Raw genomic sequence first — 21987 nt, 5'->3', positions numbered from 1 at the left:
TCCGGATATCCGGACCGGTCCGGCCTTTGGGCGCTCACGCGGCGGGGTTTTGGCCCGGGTCATCGACCCCGGTAGTCCCCGGGGAACACCCGGCACGGGCGTATCCTTTGCAGCATCGGGAGAATCCATTTTCTCTCTGCGACCCCCTGGCAGGCGATAGAAAAATTCATCGTCCGATCAGGGCGGATATGTCGCGATTCGACGCGATCCGGGACTGCACACTGTCGATCCGGGGTATTATCGCCAGGAAGGGTGACGCAATGCAAACACCATTTTTGATTGCCGGGCACCTCCCGGCAGGACCCGATCCCTCTTTCTCTTTCACAATTTTTTTCACTTACTCGGAAAATAGTGTAGCAAATGCACACCAGGGGGGGCCATACTTCTTCCGTGATCCCGGCGACCCTCCGGGTTTTTCCCCCGGCCGTGCTTCGCGGGGGTGTCCCGTGAGCACCCTGAAACATAAGATCTACGAGGTGCTCGAACCCTCCGCGGAACAGGGCACCCTGAGCTTTCTCGTGGATATCTTCCTCATCGTGCTGATCCTGGCCAACGTGGTGGTGATCCTCATGGAGACCATGGAGCCGATCCATGCCCTGATGTCCCCCTATTTCGTGATCTTCGACCTGTTCTCCGTAGGCGTGTTCACCGTCGAATACCTGCTCCGGGTATGGACCTGCACCGAGAACCCCGAGTATTCTTCGCCTCTTTCGGGAAGGGCGCACTATATCGTCACCCCGCTCGCCCTGGTAGACCTCCTGGCCATCCTCCCCTTCTACATCCCCTTCGTGATCCCCGTAGACCTCCGGTTCCTCCGGATCCTGCGGTTGATCCGGCTGATCCGGGTCTTCAAGCTGGCCCGGTACTCGGATGCCATGGCCCTGTTCTTCCGCGTGCTCCGCCGGGAGAAGGCACTCATGCTCGTCCTGCTCTCGGTGGTGGGGTTCCTCCTGGTGATCTCATCGTCCTTCCTGTACTACGCGGAGCACGAGGTCCAGCCCGAGGACTTCTCTTCCATCCCGGAGACCATGTGGTGGTCGATCGCCACGCTCACCACGGTGGGCTACGGGGACGTGTATCCCATCACCCCGGTGGGGAAATTCTTCGCCGCACTCACCGCCCTCTTCGGGATAGGCCTGTTCGCCTTGCCGGCAGGTATCCTCGCCTCGGGGTTTGTGGAGGAGATCCGGGAGGGGAAGATCAAGAAAGGCGAGGGTCTGTCCGTTTCCTCCCCGGAGGACCGGGTCGCACTCCTGGAGCGGGCGGTTACGCTCCGGACGGAGGGGCATCTGGAAGAGGAGGAATTCCGGCGGTTGAAAGAGGCGATCCTGTCGGGAGAAAAAGAAAAATAGGATCTCCTCCGGCGTGGTAAACCGGTGCCCGCCTGCAGGAGCGGTAAATGATTTCCCAATTAACGGGTCGCAGTCCGGCGTTTCAACCGGACCTTTCTTCAGGTCTTTTTCTCTTCCCCGGTTTGATTTGCGGGGGTCGTGGGGTTCGGTGTTGTCGATCCGAGGGACCCTCCTGACCGGAGGATAAGTACCTGTATCAGGTCCCCGCGTATCAAGCCCGGGCGATTTTTTTTCGTCCCTCCCCGAGTCGTTGTTTAATTTAAAAGATGTGAATCAATGAACACCCGGAACGAACCACAGACGGAGCGGGTCGAAACGTGCCTTGACACTGGCTCTGCAGGTACATAAAAAAAGCCGAATCTTCCGTCTTACCACAGGGTCTCTCCAGCGGGAGGAAGCCCAATGGTGTAATGAGAGGATTTCACAAGGATATCGTGAAATATATAATAAATCACATGGAAATACACATTCAAGAGTCATATGAAACCAATTTTTGTCATCACCGTGATGTGCATCCTTATTTTCTTTGCATCATCAAGTGCAGCAGCAGTTGAGCCGGCCTGGAAGTCCCGGTCCGATCTCTCTAACTCCGGTATCTACGACGACGGAGGGACCCGGCCGGACGGGACGCTCCTCTGGAACTATACCACCGGCCGCGAAGTGCGTTCCTGCCCGGCCATCGTGGACGGGGTCGTCTATTTCGGGAGCAACGACGGGAACCTGTACGCGATAGACGCAAAGACCGGAAGCCTTGTCTGGAACTCGGCCGCCGGGCTCGGGATACAGACAGGCCCCGCAGTGACCGGAGGGGTCGTCTACGCCGGGTCGTGGGACCATAACATCTACGCGTTCGACATGTCCTCCGGGGCGCTTCTCTGGAACACTACCACGGGGGATGCGGTGATCTCCAGTCCCGCCGTCGCGAACGGTATCGTCTATGCAGGGAGCTTCGACGGGAAAGTCTATGCACTGGACGCGGTCACCGGCGAACCCATCTGGGAGTATACTACCGGGGGGCCGCGGGTTACGTCGAGCCCTGCTATCGTGGAGGGTGTGGTGTACGTGGGAAGCGAGGATAAGAACCTCTACGCACTCAATGCGTCCGACGGGGCCCTGCTCTGGAACACCACCACCGGAGGCCAGGTTCACTCCAGCCCCTCGGTCGCGAACGGTGCGGTGTATTTCGGAAGTGACGACTTCAACGTCTACGCCCTCGACGCATCGACAGGCTCGCTCCTCTGGACCGCTCCGACCGGCGATACCGTCCGGTCGAGCCCTGCCGTTGCGGACGGAGTCGTGTACGTGGGCAGTTACGACGAGAACATGTATGCCCTCGACGCATCGACAGGGACCGTGATCTGGTCCCATGCGATGGGAGACGAGGTGGATTCCAGCCCGGCGGTCGCGAACGGGGTCGTCTACGTGGGGACCCTCGGATACGGGACGAACTTTTACGCGCTGGATGCTGCTTCAGGATCGGTCCTCTGGGATCACTCGATGGGAGAGTGGTTCGTCTATTCCGACCCTGCGGTCGCGGACGGGATGGTCTTCGTGGGGTGCGATGACGGCACTCTCTCTGCGTTCGGTGCTTCGAAGGAGGAACCTCTCGCCTACGATACCTTCGATGACAACACGTGCAACACCACCCTCTGGGAGATCCTCGAATCCGGAGGCGCGTATGTCGAAGAGACCAACCAGCGGCTGGAGATCACCATACCCGCCGATGCATCCGGCGAGACGTTTTACGCAGGGTATGCCAGTACCGGGGTGTTGAGAGGAGATTTTGATGTCCAGGTGGACTATCACCTCCTCACCTGGCCGCAGGACAGCGGGGTGCGGATGGGGCTCTGGATCGAACGGGAACCGGTTACCTGCACGGTCGAACGGGCCAGTTATAGCGACTCGGACTCTTTTTCCCCGGGAGAGTATTATACGACGAATTTCGCGGACTCGATACTCCTTTCCGCCACCGGTGACACCGACGGCCGGATGCGGCTGGTACGGACCGGTTCCACGATATACGGGTACCGGTTCGATGAGACGAGCGGTGACTGGGTACTCCTGCAGGAAAAAGACGTGACCGGCGGGGGTGTCTCATTCGTGCTCCGGGCGTGGAGCCATGACTACGCGTTTGCAGATTCACTGGTAAAGGTCGCATTCGACAATTTTGTGATCAATTCGGGTGAAGTCATCGATTTACGGACCACCCCGCCGTCATCCGTCACCGATCTTCGCAACGCCACCTTCCAGCCGGATATGATCCGGTGGACGTGGACGGACCCCGGAGAGCCCGATTTCGACCACGTCATGGTGTACCTTGACGGGGTGTTTATGAAGAACGTGACGAAAGGCGAGGAGTCCTGGACCGCCAGGAGACTCGCCCCGTCGACCGCCTATACCATAGGGACGAGGACCGTCGGGGAGCAGGGAGCGATCAACGGTACCTGGGTGAACCAGACCGCTACCACCAGTGCACTCTCGGTCTCGCGCCTCGACCCGGCCTCTGCGGGCGCGGGAAGCCCGGGCTTCACCCTCAACGTCTACGGCACGGCGTTTTCAGAAGACTGTCGGGTTGTCTGGAACGGCGACGAGCGGACGACGCAGTTCCTTCCGCCCGATCGCCTCTCGATCGACGTGTCGGCGGAGGACCTCGTCCGCCCGGCGTCCGTGAATGTCACGGTCCGGGACAGTGCGACAGGAGCGCTCTCCAATACCGTGTTCTTCACCGTGAAGGACCCGCTCGCCGACCGCACGGGATGGAAGTTCAGGTCCGATCGTGCGAATTCCGGGGTGTACGATGACGGCGGGACCAGGCCGGGAAGCGAGGTGCTCTGGAAGGTCATGACCGAGAATTATTACGGTTCCACTCCTGCGGTTGCGGACGGCGTCGTCTACGTCTGCGGGATCTACGATATCAACGCCATTGACGCCTTCACCGGAACGCTCCTCTGGACCTCCCCGTACGGGGGAGGAAGGTCCAGTCCGGCGGTGGAGGACGATGTCGTGTACGTGGGAAACACCGACAAAACCATCTCCGCACTGGACGCGGCCACCGGGGACCTCCTCTGGCAGTACACCACGGGGGGAATCGTGTATTCCAGTCCCACGGTGGCGGACGGCGTCGTGTATGCCGGAAGCTGGGATAACAACCTCTACGCACTCGATGCGGGTTCGGGTGCACTCCTCTGGAACTATACTACCGGGGGGGACCACGTGGATTCCAGCCCGGCGGTGGCGAACGACATCGTCTATTTCGGCAGCGGGGACGGGAATGTCTATGCGCTCGGGGCGGACACGGGCACACTGGTGTGGAAGTATCCGACCGGGGACAGTGTCTCCTGCAGCCCGGCCGTGGTGGACGGCGTAGTGTACATCGGAAGTGACGACGGCAGCCTTTACGCGCTCGATGCGTATACGGGATCACTGCTCTGGAACGCCCTCCTGGGAGGATACGTGCAGTCCAGCCCGGGAGTGGCGGACGGCGTGGTGTATGTCGGTGCCGTCGATGGCCGCCTCTACGCCCTCGATGCCGCGACGGGCGACCCCCTCTGGAATTATATGACGGGATCCTGGGTCCATAGTCCGTCGATTGCCCAGGGGGTGGTCTATGCCGGGAGCAGCGACCATACCCTGTACGCCCTCGACGCCGCGACAGGGAATCTCCTCTGGAGCTATACGACCGGTGACGTTGTATACGCAAGCCCCGCCGTGGCGAACGGCGTCGTCTACGTCCAGAGTAATGACGGCTGGCTCACCGCGCTCGCCACGGTCCCGGACGGTCCTCCGGACAGTGTGACCGGCCTGCACACCACTATCGTCAACGGGGTCCGGATCACGTGGACCTGGACCGATCCGGGGACGCTCGGGTTCTCCCGCGTGAAGGTCTATCTCGACGGGGTGTTCCGGGAAGAGGTTCCCGCCGGGACCGGGACCTGGACCGCGACCGGTCTTGCCCCCTCGACGGTCCACACGATCGGGCTCCAGACCGTAGGGGTGAAGGGTGCGGTCAACGCGACCGTGGTGACCGATACCGCGACGACGGGGACGCTCTCGATCTCCTCCCTGGACCCCGGGGGCGTGGTGGAGGACGACCCTTCGTTCCCGCTCAATGTGTACGGAACGGGCTTCACCGGGGACTGTACGATCCTCTGGAACGGCGATCCGCAGTCCACCCTGTTCGTGCAGCCGGACCTTCTCAGCATGGAGGTCCCTGCAGAGTATGTCGCCCACTCGGGCCGGGTGGAAATCACCGTCTATGACCGTGCGTCCGGGGAATCGTCCAACACCGTGACCTTCCCAGTGACAGACAACCCCGCGACGGCGACGGCCCGCAAGTTCCGGTCCGATCTTGCCAATTCCGGGGTATACGACGACGGCGGGAAGCGGCCGGTCCCGACGGTTCTCTGGGCCTATGATACCGGGTCCCCGGTCAGTTCCAGCCCCTCCGTCGCGGACGGCGTGGTGTACATCGGGAGCCATAACAGGAACCTCTATGCACTGGACGCCCTCTCCGGCGATCTCCTATGGCAGTACGACAGCGGCGAACGGAATGACTACGTGAGTTCGAGCCCGGCGGTGTCGAACGGGGTAGTCTATATCGGCGGCATGAAGTACAAGATCCACGCGGTCGACGCGTATTCGGGAGATCTCCTCTGGGATTACAAACTCCCGATCCGCACCACCATACGGAGCAGCATAAGCTCGAGTGCGGCGGTGTCGGACGGGGTGGTGTATATCGGGAACATGGACGGAACGGTCTACGCCTTCTCCGAGGAGGACGGGGATCTTCTCTGGACGTATGCCATGCCCAGGACGGAGTATGGCGAGTATGCAATTTTTTCCAGTCCGGCGGTGGCCGACGGCATGGTGTACATACATTCCTATGGAGGAGCGCTCTACGCCCTTGATGCCGCAACCGGGGCTTTCGTATGGAATTCTTCCAACCTGGGCGCGTACGGATCGTATTCCAGCCCCGCGTTCGTCGACGGGGTCGTCTATGTCGGAAGCAGCTATGATCACGGGTTCCGTGCATTCGATGCGCTCACCGGGGACCTCCTCTGGAAGTTCACCACCAACGAGGGCGTGTCGTCGAGCCCTGCGGTCTCGAACGGGGTCGTCTATCTCGCGGACGTTGACGGGACCGTCTTTGCGTGTAACGCCTCCACCGGGGATTCCCTCTGGAGTTACCCGACCGGGGAGAGGGTATCCTCGAGCCCGGCCGTCGCAGGCGGCGTGGTGTATATCGGAGGCAATGGCGAACACAACAACCTGTATGCATTCGATGCGGAAACAGGCGACCTCCTCTGGACCTTTAACGCCAGGATGGGATTTGTTTCGAGCCCGGCCGTGGTGAACGGCATCCTGTACATCGGGGGGAACGACGGCAAGGTCTACGCCCTGGGAACGGTTCCCATTGAGCCTCCCGTGGCGGAATTCTCTGCCAATACAACGGCAGGGAACGCCCCGCTCCCCGTAGCGTTCACCGACACCTCGACCGGGGTGGTCACCACGAAGTTCTGGGACTTCGGCGACGGGGCGACGGAATGGGCCAACGAGACCCAGGCGGTCTCCCACACGTATTCCTTCCCCGGGACCTTCACGGTCTCGCTTTCCGCCGGGAATGCGGACGGGCAGGATACCATGACGAAACCTGGGTATATCCAGGTCAGCCCCACCGGCAGGCCTCCCCGTGCACTCTTCGGTATTATGGCGAATACCGGCCCAGCCCCGATGACGGTCAGGTTCACCGATCGTTCCCTGGGATCGCCGACCGGATGGCAGTGGGACTTTGGCGACGGCACCACCTCGACGGAACAGAGCCCGACCCATGTCTACATGACGGCGGGGACCTTTACCCCAAGACTGACCGTCTCGAATGCCGGCGGGACCAGCACGTACAAGTCGTATATCTGGGTGCGGGCGAAGCCTGCTCCTCCCACGACCTTCCCCACGAAGACCGTCACTCCGACGCCCACGATCTCCCCGTCGCCGGGAAGTGCCCCGATCGCGATGTTTGCCATGAACACGAGCGTGGGCTTTGACCCGATGACCGTGCAGTTCACGGACAGGTCGTTCCAGGGTCCGACGGACTGGCTGTGGAACTTCGGGGACGGCGGTAATTCGACGCTCCAGAACCCGGTCCATACGTTCCTTTCCCCCGGCACCTACCCGGTGAGGCTCTCGGTATCGAACGAGCACGGACAGAGCGACACGACCAGGACCGTGTACGTACGGTAAGGGGTCCCCTTTTTTTTCTTGTGAATTAACGGGAGATGAGAGGGGGTTAGAAAAATGCGGATTCGCGAATGATGCCCGTGTTGACCCTCACAATTTCACTTTGCTCAGGTCTTGGTTCATCACGCAAGGAGATCTCCCGATTTGAAAAAAAGGTTATTTTGTATCCGATCCCTGGAACGTCTCCATCCGGCCGGCCTGATAGGAACTTTCCAGAATATTCCGGAGCGTATCCGCCAGTTTCTTCGCCTGGACGTGCGTCATATAAATCCGGGTCGCATTCGCCACCATTTTTCCCCCTTTCTTCACACCGGGTAGTTCGAGGAAGTCGACGAATACGTCCTGGCCCATTACCTGGATAAAGGAACTGTTTGAGTAACGGATCGTGGTGACGTCCATCTCGAAATCTTCAGGCGCGAACGTGTAGCATTTCCCGAGATCTATATCCACAGACCGCCCCGTTTCCACAGATGCATCTTTTTCTCCGGTTCCGGCTTCTTTACCTTTCTTTTTCATGTTCGAACACCTTCCGTTTTCAGATGAATGGATTTCTGCGATTCTGGCATTGGATATGATACGGTTGTACCGGAACCCCGGACAATCTCAATTCTCTTTGTTGTTTGAGACGGAATCCGGATGCCTTCCGGTGCACCGACCGCCAATGGAGGAAGCACGACCTCGAGTAAATTCGTCAGCAGTTTTTCGCCGAGTTTCGTCGCGGTATAATAGGTCTTGTTGGCATCCCCGGTATCCGCGATGCGTGGCACTTTCCTGGCGACCAGGCCGCTCGCAACGAGTGATTTCACCGCGATATTGATCGTATTGGGATTTGCCCCAAACTCGTGTTTCAGCTGGTTGAAATACCTGTCTCCGTCGACCGTAAGCGCGATGTAGATCGCCCATTTCAGGGGGGTATCCAGTTCCATGACGGCTTCGCGAATCTCTGCCGGGACCTGCTGCAGGTAATGCTGGAGGATCTCCTCATCCATAGTTACCATTACTTAACTAGTTACGATTTCGTAACTCTTAATCTTTTGGACATAGTTTCACCCCACGGGGATCACGGTTTATTTCTCCCAAAACGTTCTCAGAACAATGTCCCTTTCCGAAGAAACTAACGATTATTATTCGGAAAGGCGGCGGCACTTCGACCGGCTGAAAAAGAACACTCCTGTCGGGATTTTCGGCTCCTTCTACGAGTCGAGGAAGACCGACTTACGGGCTCTCCAGCAGTTTCTTCTAAAAGAAGGATACTTCCCGCAACTTTCGGAAGACCTGGATGAGGAAGCCGGAGATGAAGAGGCCATAAGAGACCCGGTGAGAAACCGAATACTCAGTGAAAGACTCATCGACGAGAGCGATATCCACATTTTTATTCTTGTTCGGGGAACGGAGGGGGATCCCCCCAACCTGATCCAGTCAGTTTCCATGGAAATGGAACGGCTGCATACGTTACATGAATCCAGAATAAAATCCGCATGCTATGTCGCAGTATACGTGGAAGCCGGATTGATGGGGACCATGGGGAGTGTATGTGAAGGGTTGCTGGCCTCGAAAAAAGACGACTGGAACGTTGAGGAATTCACCGGTATCAGGGAAATTTTCAGACCGGCCAGACAGTTTTGTATGAACTGTATCCTGGATATGTACAATTACTAATATACACGCAAGAATTCCCTGGAATTTTTTTCTCAGTTACCCCTGCGCGACCCCCCAATCCTCCCCACATTCATCCTTAAAATGGAAATTTAACCCATTTTCCTGCCGAATTTCAAAACCGACCGCAATACTTATTTATTCTTACGTAAACTCATTTTTACAGCAATGATCCGGGATTTCATCGTGAAAATGACCGTGGCCGTGCAAGAAGTCGTTGCTAATCCGAGATCACGACGGCCCGTCATCTTCATGATCATCCTCTGGTGGTTGCAGTTCATGCTCTTGATCGGAGCACTCTTGTGCCGGGAAGTACGCCAGGAAGGAAGTACTCACACCATTCGTGTCCCCGGGAACACTCCTTCATGCACCACCCACCACCTCTCTTTTTCACGCGATGAACGCGGGGACCTCCTGTTCCGGATAGGAAAGGAACCTTTTCCAACCGATTTTTTCCCGTTGCGAGAAGTGTCCGTTTTTTATTCGTGATCCCGGTCCCCGCGATTTTTTCCCTCTGTGAGCCCGGGCGATTTTTTCGTCCCTCCCCGAGTCGTTGTTGAATTTAAAAAGATGTGATATCCATGAACCCCCAGAACGAACCAAAGACGGAGCTGGTCGAAACGTGCATTGACACGGGCTCCGTATGTATTTTAAGAAGAGCCGAATCCGATACCATCGCTTCCTCACGGGAAGGGGCGAGGATACGACGGAATAGTCTCGCTCCAGTTCACCCAAGCGGGATACGATACCCTGATCCGAGTAATACTACAATTATTGTTCCGGCGGTGGCACGATGAGCCGCACCTCCCGGAAGATCTCCGCTGTAGAATACGAAGTGTGCCGAATCCTCCGGGAACAGGGCTGGAACGTCGTCCAGTGCACGGGAGCCTCCCCCCCTCTGGATATCCTAGCTATCCGGAAGAACGAGATACTTCTCCTCATGGTCCGGTCTCCCAAAAGAGCACTCAGGGACGGTCACGAGGTCTCTCTCTTTTACCACGAGGACCTTGCCCGTTTCCGGGCCGTCGGAGGGGATATCCCGAATTGCAGAAAGGAGGCCTGGATCAATTCCCCTCAATACGGACTGATGCGGTTCCATGTCTATCCCGGCGGGATCTCGAAGGTGGTCCCGGGGATGGATGAAGAGAACCCGACAGATATCATCCGGCCGGTCAGGGGCAATGCCGGAATGGATGTGGGTACCTCAAAGGGAACCCTTCCTTTTCAGCAGGAATCGCATGTTCCGCTCGTTTCCGAGACCAATACCTCTCTTCCGCTCCCCCGGGTGAATACGCATGCATGACGCCGTACCCGCCCCTGGTACGGCACGCATGAGAGACGAGGTCGAGTGGACCGTCCGTCTCCTCTCTGTCCCCGACGGTGTCACGGAGCTCCGGGCCATCGCGGACAACGGTACTCACAGCGGATATTTTTCCGATCCCGCACTTATTGCATCGGCTTCCGAGCTCCTGGATTTGGCAACGGTCCACGGGGTCTACGTCACGTTGAACGAGGTTGCCCCGGCCCTCCTCGCCCGCCGGGCCAACCGGGTGAAGATGCGGCTCGGCGCAAAGGACGCCACTACCTCGGATTCGGATATTCTCCGGCGTCGATGGTTCCCCATCGATATCGACCCGGTCAGGCCGAGCGGGGTCTCTTCTACTGACGAGGAGCGGGAATGTGCATTCCGGAAAGCCGAGGAACTCGCCGCCTGGCTCACGGGGCACGGGTTCCCCGAACCGCTCCGGGGCGATTCCGGGAACGGGGCGCACCTCCTCTACCGGATCGATCTTCCGAACGACGAGGAGAGCAAGAACCTCGTACAGCAGTGTCTCTCGGTGCTTGCCTTCTTCTTCTCGGACGAGCGGTGCACCGTGGATACGGCGGTCTTCAATGCCGGCCGGATCTGGAAACTCTACGGCACGGTCTCCCGGAAAGGGGACCATACCGTCGACCGGCCCCACCGGAGGTCGCATATTCTCTCTGTCCCGGACCCGATTGAGATCGTCTCTAAGGGACGGCTGGAAGATCTCGCCGGTTTGCTCTCTCCGGATGATATCCCTGCGAATGCGGGTGCGAATCCCGGGAACTCTTCCGGGATTGCGACAACACGTCCTGCATCGACCCGTTCCGTACAGGTTCTCCCTTCACGAACCCCGGTTCCAGGACAGAACCCGATGAAGGTCTACCAGGACGGAAACGCCCCCCTGAACCTTCCGAACTGGCTCCGTGAACATGGGCTCGCCATCAGGAACGAAAAGCCCTGGCAGGGAGGACGGCTCTTCGTACTCGACGAGTGCCCGTTCTCCACCGCTCACCGGGACGGGGCGTTCGTCATCCAGTTCCCGAACGGGGCGATCTATGCAGGGTGCAAACACGCGAGTTGCGGAGGGGGCAAACAGCGGTGGCAGGAATTACGGAGGATGCACGACCGGGAATATGCCGAGCGTGAATTGCAGCAGGACCAGGAAGGCCTGGCGACCGGTGCTAGCGGGACTGAACCAAGAACCCTGCCAGGACAGGCTAACCAGGCGAAGACAGGTGTAAATGGGACTACGAGGGAAACCCAGGCCGGTCAGGCGAAGGCCGGTGAATATGGGACAGCTCGGGGAACCCGGACGGGCTCTGAAGAGGTCGAAACCAGGGGAAAAGAGGATCCTCGGAAAGGGACGGAGGGACCTTCCCCTCCCAAGAAGACCGGGACCGCAGACCCAAACGATAACGCCGCCCGGACTCGAGCGAGAGAGATCCTCCAGTCCGGCGACCCGCGGTCCTTCATCCTGAATACGTTCGCGAAGTGCCACGTGGGTGACGGGATCGTGGCCGCCTGCTACCTGGTGAGCATCCTCTCCACCACGGTGGCGAACTCCCGGGGACTTCATGTCTGCCCCACCGGGGACTCAGGGAAAGGCAAGAGCGACTCGGCGAACGCGTTCATCCGGCTCCTTCCCGAAGACGCAAAGATGCAGGGCTCGATCACTTCCAAGGCGCTCTTCTACCATGGAATCAAACCCGGCTCCGCGATCATCTTCGACGACTTTTCCATGAGCGAGGACCTCCGGGAGGTATTGAAGAACGCGACCTCCAGCTTCCAGCACGAGCTCGAGCACTATACCCTGAACGCGAACCGCCAGCCGGTGGTCCTCTCTCTCCCGGAACGGTGCGTGTGGTGGATCCTCTCGGTGGACAACCCGGGCGACGACCAGGTCCTGAACCGGATGATGAATCCCTGGATCGACGACTCCGAGCAGCAGGACAGGAGAGTCCGGGACCACATCTTCGCCCTGGCCCGGCGATTCGGAGGAGCTTCGAGGGAAGACCGGGACATCGCCGTGTGCAGGGAGCTCTTCTCCCTCGTCCGGGAGCATCTGTATACTGTGCGCATCCCCTTTGCTCACCGGATCCAGATGGACAGCATCCGGAACCGGAGGAACCCGATCATGCTTCTGGATATCATCCGGTCCTTCGCTGCCCTCCGGTTCATGCAGCGGGAGCAGCGTACGCTTTCCGACGGACTGATGGAGATCGATGCTGCCGAGGAGGACTTCCACGATGCAGCCCGTTTGTTTTCCGCTCTGGATTCAACCGACGGAGGCCAGACTTCAAAGTTGCTGAAGAACGAGAAACTGTTGATCGATTCGATCATTGCGATGAAGGCGGAGGAGTTTACGGTGAAGGATCTGCAGGCCTGGATGGGTCTCTCCTATGTCATTATTCGACGGATACTTCACGGGAGACCCGACCGCATCGGGGAACCTGGTGGACTTCTCTCAAAATGTCCTGCCTTCGGGGTTGTCGAGATGACGACCAGCGAAGGAACCATTGCAGCGGTTATCAGGACAAGAGAGAACCATTACTTCTTCGATTACGAACGCTATAAGGCCTGGAGCAGGGGTAACGGGGTATGGCTCTCTTCCGAAGATACAGACCGTGGGGATGACGGTAATGATCCAGATGACCAGGCGTGGGTCAAGATTGGGTCAACGAACTGGTCAACGTCGAATTCTCTGGAAAACAGTTCGAACGAGAATCAGGGGGATATTGTACAAGATAATAATAACAATAGTACTATCTTGTCCCAAAATAGTGAAAGCGCAATACTTCCGTCCGCGGTAACAAATTCTCGCGACCCCCCTGATACATCATCTGTGTGCCATTGCGATCCTGGTCATTCGGATCATGAAAATGAAAATATTTCATATAGCGGTAAAAACGATAATCAGACACCGGAGCAAGAGAATAATATTGACCCAGGCCTTGACCAGATTGGGAAAACGTCTGGATCACTGGATCACATTCGGGAACAGGACTACATCGCCCTACCGAACGACTCTACCGAGCCATGCCATGTTTGCGGAGATATTCCCACCACTTCAGTGAGGAAACGACGAATCGATGAACCCCCCGATTCACCGGATAAGTACCTATGCTATTCCTGCCTGAAACAGGCACAGGTGAGAGAGAGGGAAGAGAAGCGGTTGCATATTGAGAGAATAGTAAAAACTGCGAAATCAGGAGCGATTCCTATTCCCGGGTTGCTAGTCCCGACCGATTTCATCCGGGTGAAGTTCTCCCAGGGAAAATGCGATATCTGCGGCGGGAACGAGGCCGTTTATAAAAGTAATTCAAAGAACACGAACTGCTGTGAGAAATGTTATGGGAGACTGGTCCGGGAGGGCAATAGAGTTGAGGGGGTGGGGTGAATAATTAAAGTAGATATATCCTGAATTTTTTAGTTAGTAATTTCGAAGATATTTATAGTGATGAATAAATTAAATTTCAAAAAATTTTTATATTCTTTAGATTAAGATGATTTAAATGAGATCCAATCGGGATTTTTCCAAACCTTTTTTTAAAGTTCGGTTTATTGTGGCATTTCTTTTCTTATTTGGTCTATATTTAATATTGATTCCGACATTCTTTGGATTTGAAGATATATTATCAAGTTTACTTTTCCTGTTAGGTTCGGGTATTATATTTCTGGCATTATTTGTGTTAATATTTGATTTCTATATAAAATCTTTTCTGATTGAGGAATTCCGAAATACCTTCGAAGAAATAGCGTGGAAAGAAAAGAAACAATATGATATACAAAATGAAGAATTTAAATCGCGGTACCCCCTTAAAAGGGTCAACGATGATTTTTTATTTGATATTTTTAATTCATCATTTTCAAAACCCCGTCATATTAAATTTGTTGGGAAGAAATTCATTCAAAATTTTAAAAGAATGCATCATTTAAAAGGTCCATCATTACCTAGTTTACTGATTCCGGCTTTGAAGGAAGGCTCAATGGTGGAAATAATATTCCAAGATCCGAGAATATTATCAAATACGTCAATATCAGAGAGAGATTTAATCGATCTAAATGAAAATGTAAAATTTTGCATTTCATTGCTAAAACATTTAAAGGATACATCATATGAAACAAAAAAATTCTCAGGTTCCCTTAAAGTGAAAATATCACCAAAAATACCTTTTTATTTTCTTATTGATTGCGTTGATTTCTTTAAAAAAGAGGAACATGTTTTCATTAGTCTAAGTGATTTTGATTTCCAATTGCACCAAAAAGACATTCATTTCTATGAGATTTTAGACCCAGATATTCAGCAAAATTTCTCTCTTTGTATTAATAAAATAAATGAGAAATCTGAATATTTATTAGAATTTTCCGAAATTGATCAAAATCCAATGTTTAATATCGAGTTATATAGGGAATTATATAATTATTATAATTCTTTTAAAAATGACTTAAAACTTCCTCATTTGGAATCTCCAGAACATATTTCAATGAGGGAAAAATGATAACAATTTTATCATCTCGCAATTCTTTAAAAAGTTATCTTATCATATTGATTGGCATAATATTACTCGGTATTAGCATATATTTTCGTGGGCCTGCAGAATATTTAATTTTAAATCAAACACCCGTTTATCCTGAATATATTGATAGGTATAATATAGGGACCATATTAAACAGTTTTGGATTAGCAATAATAATCACTGGAATTGGTTCATTAATTCATGAAATTGCCTTCAAAAAAACTGAAACAAATGAGCAAAAAGAAACAATTCGCGAATTAATTAGAGATGAAATGATTGGAGGTATGATACTTCTTCGAGATGATTTCGAAGATCGTTCTAAACCTCATTCGGATTGGCTTTCAGATGATCCCCAAACGTTGAATTTCATCGGTCGCGATATTTTAAATTCCATGAATGAAGAACTTGTAATCAAATTCAATAAAAAAATCGTTGATGAGTTATTAAGAAAAATAGAATTAGGATCTAATATTGAAATTTCATTTTTTAATCTTGATAGAGAAGTATTGAACGTTATTTTTAGGAATAAAGATGAAAGATACTCAAAATGGATCAATGATATTGGGAGATCACTTTCGCTTTCAATTGAGCTTTACAATAAATTAAACGACAAAAAATATTATGCCCATGGAGGCACATTAAGAATTTCATTATTCACAGATCATTTATTTTTTGATTATTATAGTATTTTGAATGAAGGACTTGATGAATCAGATGAAAAAATTTTTCTTGATTTAAATCTTGGAAATCAAACAACAAACAAAATTACAAAATTTCAAATATATCAAAACGAAAGCAAAAATATTTTTAAAAGGTACATTACTTCACTTATTTTTTTAGCGAGAGATAATACACTCTTAATATTCTCACATGATAATTTTCCTCCTGAACTGAATCTTCAAGTATATCGTGAGGTCTATGAAAACATTGATAGATTAAACTCTGAGAAAAAAATTAAACTGACAATTACGGATATTTTACCTAACCCAGAGTCGCTGGAATAATATGGAAGTGTGTTTTAATCCAATCTATTGAAAATATTAAAATCTATTCTATTTCCCACATTCCTCCCCACCTTTGCTCTCCATTCCTCAATCCCGGAGCACAGCAACCCCCGTTTGACCCCCCGGGAAAAAAGCTAAGATCCCCCCTTGACAACATTGTAATTGTCCCAGAAATGGGACAGGAATAGAATAGACATGGCCGACTTTATACAGACCATCAATACCAAGACCGCCGTCCGGGAGCTCACCACTCCCATTGCGGACGTGAACGCCTTCAACGGGATCATCCAGGGGATCCTCGACGACAACCCCTTCGGGTGCACCTCGTACATCCAGAACGATGTCACCCAGGACCCCGTGATGAAGAGCCGCGAGGCCTACACCGCCCGGATCAACTTCGAGGACAACCTAGCTGCAACGGTGGGCTACATCACCGCACGAGCCCCGAGCATTGCCGGGTTCAGCGCGAACATCACCGAGCTCCTCGCAAACGAAGCCCTCGCAACCGCGATGGGCGGAGATGCCGTCCGGGACACCGAGTGGGACTCGTTCACCTGCACCCTGAAATGCCACGACCCTTCCGGGGAGATCTACTACGTGGCCTTCACCCGGGACCACGTGACCATCTCCTCGTACTCGGATGATGCCATCCGGACCGCTGTGGAGACCTGGGCAGATACCATCCCGGCACTCGCCTGAACGGGCACGGTATCGGGAGAACGGGGATCAATAATGGAAGGAGAGGGTGAATCAGCCTTCACCGGCTGATACAATAATACCAATATGACGAAGTTTCTCCATGCCGGCCTTTCGGGTCGGCGGAACTTCGGCCCAATAGAACAAAGTTCGACACGTTTGCCCTCTCTCCTATAGGACGGGAATGAAGTGCGAGCAGGGGTTTCTGGTTGTTTGACCTCTCGCACCTCATCGGTCACGGGCTGGCAAACCGGGTCAGGTTTCGTCATTTTCCTGACCAAATGGGAGTTGTCATTCTGACCCAAGGAGGGAGGATGCGAGGAGCGTCTCCTTCCTTACCTCTCCTTCCCCTCCTACACCCGTTTTCCCAGTGCCACTGAGGAATTACTTATGGAATACGAACTCATCGCGGTGGTGCTCACTGTCGTGCTCCCCGTCTATCCCGCCCTCTTCATCATTTACCAGAAGATCGGGAAATACGACGTGATGTGCGAGGAGATTGGAAAACTCCGGGAAGAGCACGACCGCGTACTCTCAGGAAAAGACGCACATGGAACCTGATATTATCCAGTTACTCGAGATGATCGCCGCCGTTATTGCGACCATCATTGCCATCTGGCAGAACCGACAGAAGAACGATGCTGTCCAGGCGAGAGAAGAAGCGATCGACCTTGTGCAGTTCGCCCGTGCCCAGCAGTGGGAGTCCATCGCCGACAAGCAGGACGTAGTTTCCTTCTTCGACCCGGCAGACGACCGGGTGACCGAGGCCCCGGACCTGGTTCCGGCCAGGTCCTGGAAAATGAACGAAGAGACGAAGAAGTGGGTCATCTGCGGACACGACCCGCAGGACCAGGCCTCGTTGCTCACGCAGATTTCAGAGGCTGAGGCATTGGGGAAGGTGCAGTACATCATCTCTGTACCGGGTTGTTACTACGAAATCGAATACGGGCTGCTGAAGGGAGGTGGGAAAGGGATGGGGTGAATTTTCTTAGGAAATATCTCAATCAATTATTATTCATTTTTTAAATAATTTGAATCCAAAGATGAAACTCAAATATATTTATATTTCTTACAAGCAATGTAAATTAATGGCTACTGATAATTCTACGCAAATAAAAATAGTAGCAATAATTGAATTGATCTGTAAAGAAAGAAAATATCAATGCCAAAAAGAAAATCGGACCTTATTTACACGAATAATTGTTGGAAATCTAACAGAAAAAATTAATGTTGATATATATAATACAGGTAGTATTACAATTGGAGGAAAGGAGAGTAATCTAAAAAAAGAATTTATTGAAATAAAAAAACAAATTATCGAAGATCCTGCAAAGTTCATGAAACATGAAAATCTAGTAAAATCATGTGCGACATCGTATAATCTAGTAAGTAATGATTTTAAAAGAATAATCAGAGAAATTATAAGTGCATATGAGGGGCTAATAGAGTTAGTTGACAATCCAAACACAAATATCACCTATAGGGCATCAATTATTAAAAATAAATCAAAAATTACAATAACTCAATATAATTCGGGAACATTATTATTACAGGGGAAAAATGATTCGTTGTTTGATGATATTTGTTCAATAATTGAAAAAACTGCCAATCCTGGCGCTAATGAAATTATATCTCGTTTTATTTCTGATGACGAAGATAAATTAAGAGAAGTCGCTCTTAAGGTGACTCCACAACTGATTATAGAGGCGGAGGTTCGGGTTCGTTCATTTATTGGGGATGCTTATGATTTTTTGGATAATTACGATCAAAAATATTTAATTGCATCAGAATGCCTGCGGATTGTAGAAGTTCCACTACCTGAATATTCTCCTATAGTTATGCCTGCTGCCAAAGCATTCGAAGGTTTCGTTAAAAAAATAATGATTTCAATAGGATTAGTAACTCCTACTTTTTTTCAGCAGTCAGGTGCAACTTTTTCGGCATTATCCGATAAAAACAACTCGATGAGGAAGTCAATATGCAATAAAGAACATCATGTTGATCAAATGATGACTAGGATGAAATCAGACCTTGATGTATATAGAAATTTCATGATGCATTCCGATAGCGGGCAGATTACAAAAGTAGACACATTAGCGGAAGCTAATAAATCAGTGAATTCAATTTTACATGAAATTGAAAGAATTTTTAATTATTTTAATGGAGAATTCCAATTTTATCCTTAGGATGTGATTTATTTTGGAACAAGAATTAAATCAATTCTTCGAGAATATAAAGAAAAATTTTGAAACAAAATATTTCAAAATATCTAATATTAAAAGAATTGAGTATGGATTACAATTTTTCGTTTCATCTCAGAATTGGTCTGAATTAGTAAGAATATACCAAAATAAAAAAGGAGATTTGAAAATCGACCTTTCGCAAATTAAGAATAAAGAACATTACGGAATTATTGATGGGATCGTAAACGATAACATCCATTTTAATCATTTTAACGATGAATTAAATGATAAATTAGGATATCCCATTATAGGAACCGATGAATCTGGAAAAGGAGATTATTTTGGCCCCCTGGTCGCTGCAGGAGTACTAGTAGAAGAGGATACAGCCAATGATTTGATATCAGTGGGAGTTAAAGATAGCAAACTTTTAAACGATTCATCGGTTATGAGAATTTCATTGAAAATTCAAGAAATATGCAAAGGAAAATTTGCGATTATTGAAATTTCACCAGAAAAATATAACGATTTATATGAGCAATTTCGACGAGAGGATAAAAATTTAAATGCCCTTTTGGCTTGGGGCCATGCAAAAGCCATAGAAGAGATTTTAATTTTAAATAAATGCAGTCGAGCAGTTTCAGATCAATTTGCCGATGAGAAATACATTCTCAGCAAACTCCAAGAGAGAGGAAAATTAATTGAATTGATTCAAATGCCAAAAGCAGAGAAGAATATCGCTGTCGCTGCTGCTTCAATCCTCGCCAGAGATAGATATCTTGAAAAATTAAAAAAACTATCAAATGAATTTAAAATTAATTTGCCCAAGGGAGCCTCACATAATGTAATTGATGTAGGAAAAACTTTTATTGAACATTATGGTGAGGAAAAGCTAAGGAAAGTTGCAAAATTACATTTTAAAACGACTAAGGAAATCATGGGAAAGCAGCAAGATAAAAATGAATGATTTATTCGAACAAAAAAAACTTGCCAATCAATTAAGAAAATCTGGCGATATCGAAGCAGCTTTGCCGATATATGAAAAATTGTGGGATAGTTCAAAAGATGAATTTGATGGTGCAGGGTTACTTCATTGTTTGAGAAAAACAGACCAATATGATAGAGCAATCCCTCTCGCTGAAGAATTGCTTGAAAAATTTCCTTCTTTTAATTGGATTCGAAACGAAGCTATTTGGACTTTTATTTCTGGGAAATTAAATCCATTGAATGATGAATCTTTTTCTGAAATATTAAAAGTCTCTAAAGAGATAATGGAGTTGCACCCAGATATAATTGCGAGAAAAAAAATAGCATTTAAAGTCTTAAAATCTGCAAAAAAAAGAAAAAAATGGGAAGTAATGACACAATGGATTCAAGTAATTGATTTGGATGCATTAAATCCTGATCCATTAATTATTCAAGGAAAAGAAGGATGGAGTGAACAGGCGCTCTGGTATTATTACAATTCAATATCACTCATTCATCAAAATAAATATACTGAGGTTATTTCGCAAATCGACACCATATTGGATAAATTTCCCAAACAAAAAAAATTTTTCTTACGGTGTAAAGCGCATGCACATATAAAATTGGAAGAATTTCTAAAAGCAAAAGAATGTTATGAATCTTTAATTCAATATACTAAAACTGAATGGTGGATATACCATGAATATGGTTCATTGATTGCACAATACAATTTAGAAACATCTAAAGATATCGCATTAGAATGGTTATATCTCGCTGCAATACGTTGCCCAAATTATAATATGGGGATTTCATTATACCGAGATATTGGACTTTTATTAAAGCAAAAAGGCGAATTAGAAACTTCGCGAGATCATTTTTTGCTTGTTAAAAAAATCAGAGAAAAAAATGAATGGCAAATTAATGAAGAATTAAATAACACAATCGATGAATTAGATAAACTATTAGAGAATTTTGAAAGACCAAATTCAATTTCGGTAGCTTTTAAAAAATGTAAAATTGTATGGGAGTCTAGTGGAGAAAGGAAAATATTAGTCTCTCAAGGACATAGAAGAAAAATAAGGCCTGATATTAAAGGTAAAGTTATTTTTGGATATTTAGAACGTCCATTTTGTTTTATAACCACACCTGATGGTGAATCATATTTTTGTTTAAAAGGCGATTTAACCGAAGGAATACAAAATGAAGAAGATGTTTTATTTGATGGATATCCTTCCTTTGATAAAAAGAAACAAAAAGAATCATGGAAGGCTCGTAATGTTAGGAAAATATAATTACGACAATTATGCATTAACGATTCTTAATTTGTTTTATTGATAATAAATTAAGCTTTGACTGACCCGACAAGGGGGACGAGATCTCCTTCTTCGACCCGGAAGACGACTGGTAACCATCCCCCGGACACGGTCCCTGCCAGGTCCTGGAAGATCACCGAGGAGACGAAGAAGTGGGTTGTCTGCGGGCATACCCCGGAGGAACAGGGTTCCCTGTTGAAACAGATCGCCGACGCGGAGGAACTGGGGAAGATGCATTATTTCAACTCCGCGCTGAGCTGCTACTACGAGATCGAATATGGATTATTGAAGGGAAGTGGGAAAGGGGAGTGGGGGAATCCAAACCCTTACTAAATTTTTTTTAGATAAAGAATTGTTTAAGGAATGAATCTAATAAATGTACATGGATTCGGATAAATGCCCTTTTTGTCATCCTAATGAAAATGAGATAATCGCAAGAAATGCATTAGCATATGCTAAATATGATAAATTCCCTGTAAATCGTGGACACATTCTAATTATTCCATTTAGACATTTTCCATTTTTATTTGATGCAACTATAGACGAGTTGACAGATTTATGGGATCTAATAAACAAATCAATAATTATTAATGAAACTGAACATCCAGATGGATATAATATAGGTGTAAATATCGGTCGTGCTGCGGGTCAAACTGTTATGCATCTTCATATTCATCTTATTCCTCGATATATAGGTGATATCAATGATCCGCGTGGTGGAGTCAGGGGAGTAATTCCAGAAAAACGAATTTATGATTGATTC

17 protein-coding genes are annotated in these 21987 nt (G+C 50.0%); 15 read left to right on the top strand and 2 right to left on the bottom strand.

From position 1 onward, the window contains the following. The first annotated feature begins 446 nt into the window (after positions 1 to 446). Positions 447 to 1352 (top strand): ion transporter, encoded by a 906-nt coding sequence (locus J2741_RS07475; protein ID WP_209674454.1) that lies wholly within the window; start codon positions 447 to 449, stop codon positions 1350 to 1352. A gap of 480 nt (positions 1353 to 1832) precedes the next feature. Next, a complete protein-coding gene (locus J2741_RS07470) occupies positions 1833 to 7589 on the top strand; it encodes a beta-alanine-activating enzyme beta-propeller domain-containing protein (protein ID WP_209674452.1) in 5757 nt (1918 codons plus the stop codon). 153 nt (positions 7590 to 7742) lie between these two features. Here the strand turns inward: J2741_RS07470 and J2741_RS07465 are convergent, their stop codons facing one another. After that, positions 7743 to 8102: a DUF3467 domain-containing protein gene (locus J2741_RS07465; protein ID WP_209674450.1), complete on the bottom strand. Its 360-nt coding sequence runs from the start codon at positions 8100 to 8102 to the stop codon at positions 7743 to 7745. After that, entirely contained in the window at positions 8099 to 8584 is a 486-nt protein-coding gene (locus tag J2741_RS07460; RefSeq protein ID WP_209674448.1) for a hypothetical protein, read from the bottom strand. Before J2741_RS07460 ends, J2741_RS07465 begins: the two co-directional genes overlap by 4 nt. 97 nt (positions 8585 to 8681) lie before the next feature. Between J2741_RS07460 and J2741_RS07455 the strand changes: the two genes are divergently transcribed. From J2741_RS07455 to J2741_RS07395, 13 genes are all read left to right on the top strand, one after another. Beyond that, the gene (locus J2741_RS07455; protein ID WP_209674446.1) at positions 8682 to 9245 is read left to right on the top strand and encodes a hypothetical protein; all 564 of its coding nucleotides are present in this window, start codon (positions 8682 to 8684) and stop codon (positions 9243 to 9245) included. A gap of 790 nt (positions 9246 to 10035) precedes the next feature. Further along, positions 10036 to 10545 (top strand): hypothetical protein, encoded by a 510-nt coding sequence (locus J2741_RS07450; protein WP_209674444.1) that lies wholly within the window; start codon positions 10036 to 10038, stop codon positions 10543 to 10545. A gap of 28 nt (positions 10546 to 10573) precedes the next feature. After that, complete coding sequence (locus J2741_RS12925; RefSeq protein ID WP_245249659.1) at positions 10574 to 13945, top strand: hypothetical protein; 3372 nt, start codon at positions 10574 to 10576, stop codon at positions 13943 to 13945. A gap of 166 nt (positions 13946 to 14111) precedes the next feature. Next, entirely contained in the window at positions 14112 to 15047 is a 936-nt protein-coding gene (locus J2741_RS07440; RefSeq protein WP_209674442.1) for a hypothetical protein, read from the top strand. Continuing rightward, entirely contained in the window at positions 15044 to 16069 is a 1026-nt protein-coding gene (locus J2741_RS07435; RefSeq protein WP_209674441.1) for a hypothetical protein, read from the top strand. Before J2741_RS07440 ends, J2741_RS07435 begins: the two co-directional genes overlap by 4 nt. A 195-nt stretch (positions 16070 to 16264) precedes the next feature. Further along, a complete protein-coding gene (locus tag J2741_RS07430; protein WP_209674439.1) occupies positions 16265 to 16768 on the top strand; it encodes a hypothetical protein in 504 nt (167 codons plus the stop codon). Between the two features lie 387 nt (positions 16769 to 17155). Then, on the top strand, positions 17156 to 17326 hold the full coding sequence (locus tag J2741_RS07425) for a hypothetical protein (RefSeq protein ID WP_209674437.1): 171 nt from the start codon (positions 17156 to 17158) through the stop codon (positions 17324 to 17326). Next, a complete protein-coding gene (locus J2741_RS07420) occupies positions 17316 to 17747 on the top strand; it encodes a hypothetical protein (protein ID WP_209674434.1) in 432 nt (143 codons plus the stop codon). The genes J2741_RS07425 and J2741_RS07420 overlap by 11 nt, the downstream gene beginning before the upstream one ends. A 106-nt stretch (positions 17748 to 17853) precedes the next feature. Next, positions 17854 to 18951: a type II toxin-antitoxin system RnlA family toxin gene (locus tag J2741_RS07415; protein WP_209674432.1), complete on the top strand. Its 1098-nt coding sequence runs from the start codon at positions 17854 to 17856 to the stop codon at positions 18949 to 18951. A 13-nt stretch (positions 18952 to 18964) separates the two neighbouring features. Then, complete coding sequence (gene rnhC / locus J2741_RS07410; protein ID WP_209674430.1) at positions 18965 to 19912, top strand: ribonuclease HIII; 948 nt, start codon at positions 18965 to 18967, stop codon at positions 19910 to 19912. Then, positions 19905 to 21203: a tetratricopeptide repeat protein gene (locus J2741_RS07405; protein ID WP_209674428.1), complete on the top strand. Its 1299-nt coding sequence runs from the start codon at positions 19905 to 19907 to the stop codon at positions 21201 to 21203. Before rnhC ends, J2741_RS07405 begins: the two co-directional genes overlap by 8 nt. A gap of 57 nt (positions 21204 to 21260) precedes the next feature. Beyond that, positions 21261 to 21557 (top strand): hypothetical protein, encoded by a 297-nt coding sequence (locus J2741_RS07400; protein WP_209674426.1) that lies wholly within the window; start codon positions 21261 to 21263, stop codon positions 21555 to 21557. Between the two features lie 49 nt (positions 21558 to 21606). Next, positions 21607 to 21984, top strand: coding sequence for an HIT family protein (locus J2741_RS07395; protein ID WP_209674424.1), 378 nt, complete (start codon positions 21607 to 21609; stop codon positions 21982 to 21984). Positions 21985 to 21987: the final 3 nt, after the last annotated feature.

Source organism: Methanolinea mesophila (assembly GCF_017873855.1).
Taxonomy (GTDB): domain Archaea; phylum Halobacteriota; class Methanomicrobia; order Methanomicrobiales; family Methanospirillaceae; genus Methanolinea_B; species Methanolinea_B mesophila.
This window is presented reverse-complemented; position numbering and strand designations above follow the sequence as displayed.

What these genes read in the sequence shown, in the direction of transcription:
- J2741_RS07470 (WP_209674452.1), top strand. Translation starts at nt 1,833, where the DNA reads ATGAAACCAATTTTTGTCATCACCGTGATGTGCATCCTTATTTTCTTT.
- J2741_RS07465 (WP_209674450.1), bottom strand. Translation starts at nt 8,102, where the DNA reads ATGAAAAAGAAAGGTAAAGAAGCCGGAACCGGAGAAAAAGATGCATCT.
- J2741_RS07460 (WP_209674448.1), bottom strand. Translation starts at nt 8,584, where the DNA reads ATGGTAACTATGGATGAGGAGATCCTCCAGCATTACCTGCAGCAGGTC.
- J2741_RS07455 (WP_209674446.1), top strand. Translation starts at nt 8,682, where the DNA reads ATGTCCCTTTCCGAAGAAACTAACGATTATTATTCGGAAAGGCGGCGG.
- J2741_RS07450 (WP_209674444.1), top strand. Translation starts at nt 10,036, where the DNA reads ATGAGCCGCACCTCCCGGAAGATCTCCGCTGTAGAATACGAAGTGTGC.
- J2741_RS12925 (WP_245249659.1), top strand. Translation starts at nt 10,574, where the DNA reads ATGAGAGACGAGGTCGAGTGGACCGTCCGTCTCCTCTCTGTCCCCGAC.
- J2741_RS07435 (WP_209674441.1), top strand. Translation starts at nt 15,044, where the DNA reads ATGATAACAATTTTATCATCTCGCAATTCTTTAAAAAGTTATCTTATC.
- J2741_RS07430 (WP_209674439.1), top strand. Translation starts at nt 16,265, where the DNA reads ATGGCCGACTTTATACAGACCATCAATACCAAGACCGCCGTCCGGGAG.
- J2741_RS07425 (WP_209674437.1), top strand. Translation starts at nt 17,156, where the DNA reads ATGGAATACGAACTCATCGCGGTGGTGCTCACTGTCGTGCTCCCCGTC.
- J2741_RS07420 (WP_209674434.1), top strand. Translation starts at nt 17,316, where the DNA reads ATGGAACCTGATATTATCCAGTTACTCGAGATGATCGCCGCCGTTATT.
- J2741_RS07415 (WP_209674432.1), top strand. Translation starts at nt 17,854, where the DNA reads ATGGCTACTGATAATTCTACGCAAATAAAAATAGTAGCAATAATTGAA.
- J2741_RS07405 (WP_209674428.1), top strand. Translation starts at nt 19,905, where the DNA reads ATGAATGATTTATTCGAACAAAAAAAACTTGCCAATCAATTAAGAAAA.
- J2741_RS07395 (WP_209674424.1), top strand. Translation starts at nt 21,607, where the DNA reads ATGGATTCGGATAAATGCCCTTTTTGTCATCCTAATGAAAATGAGATA.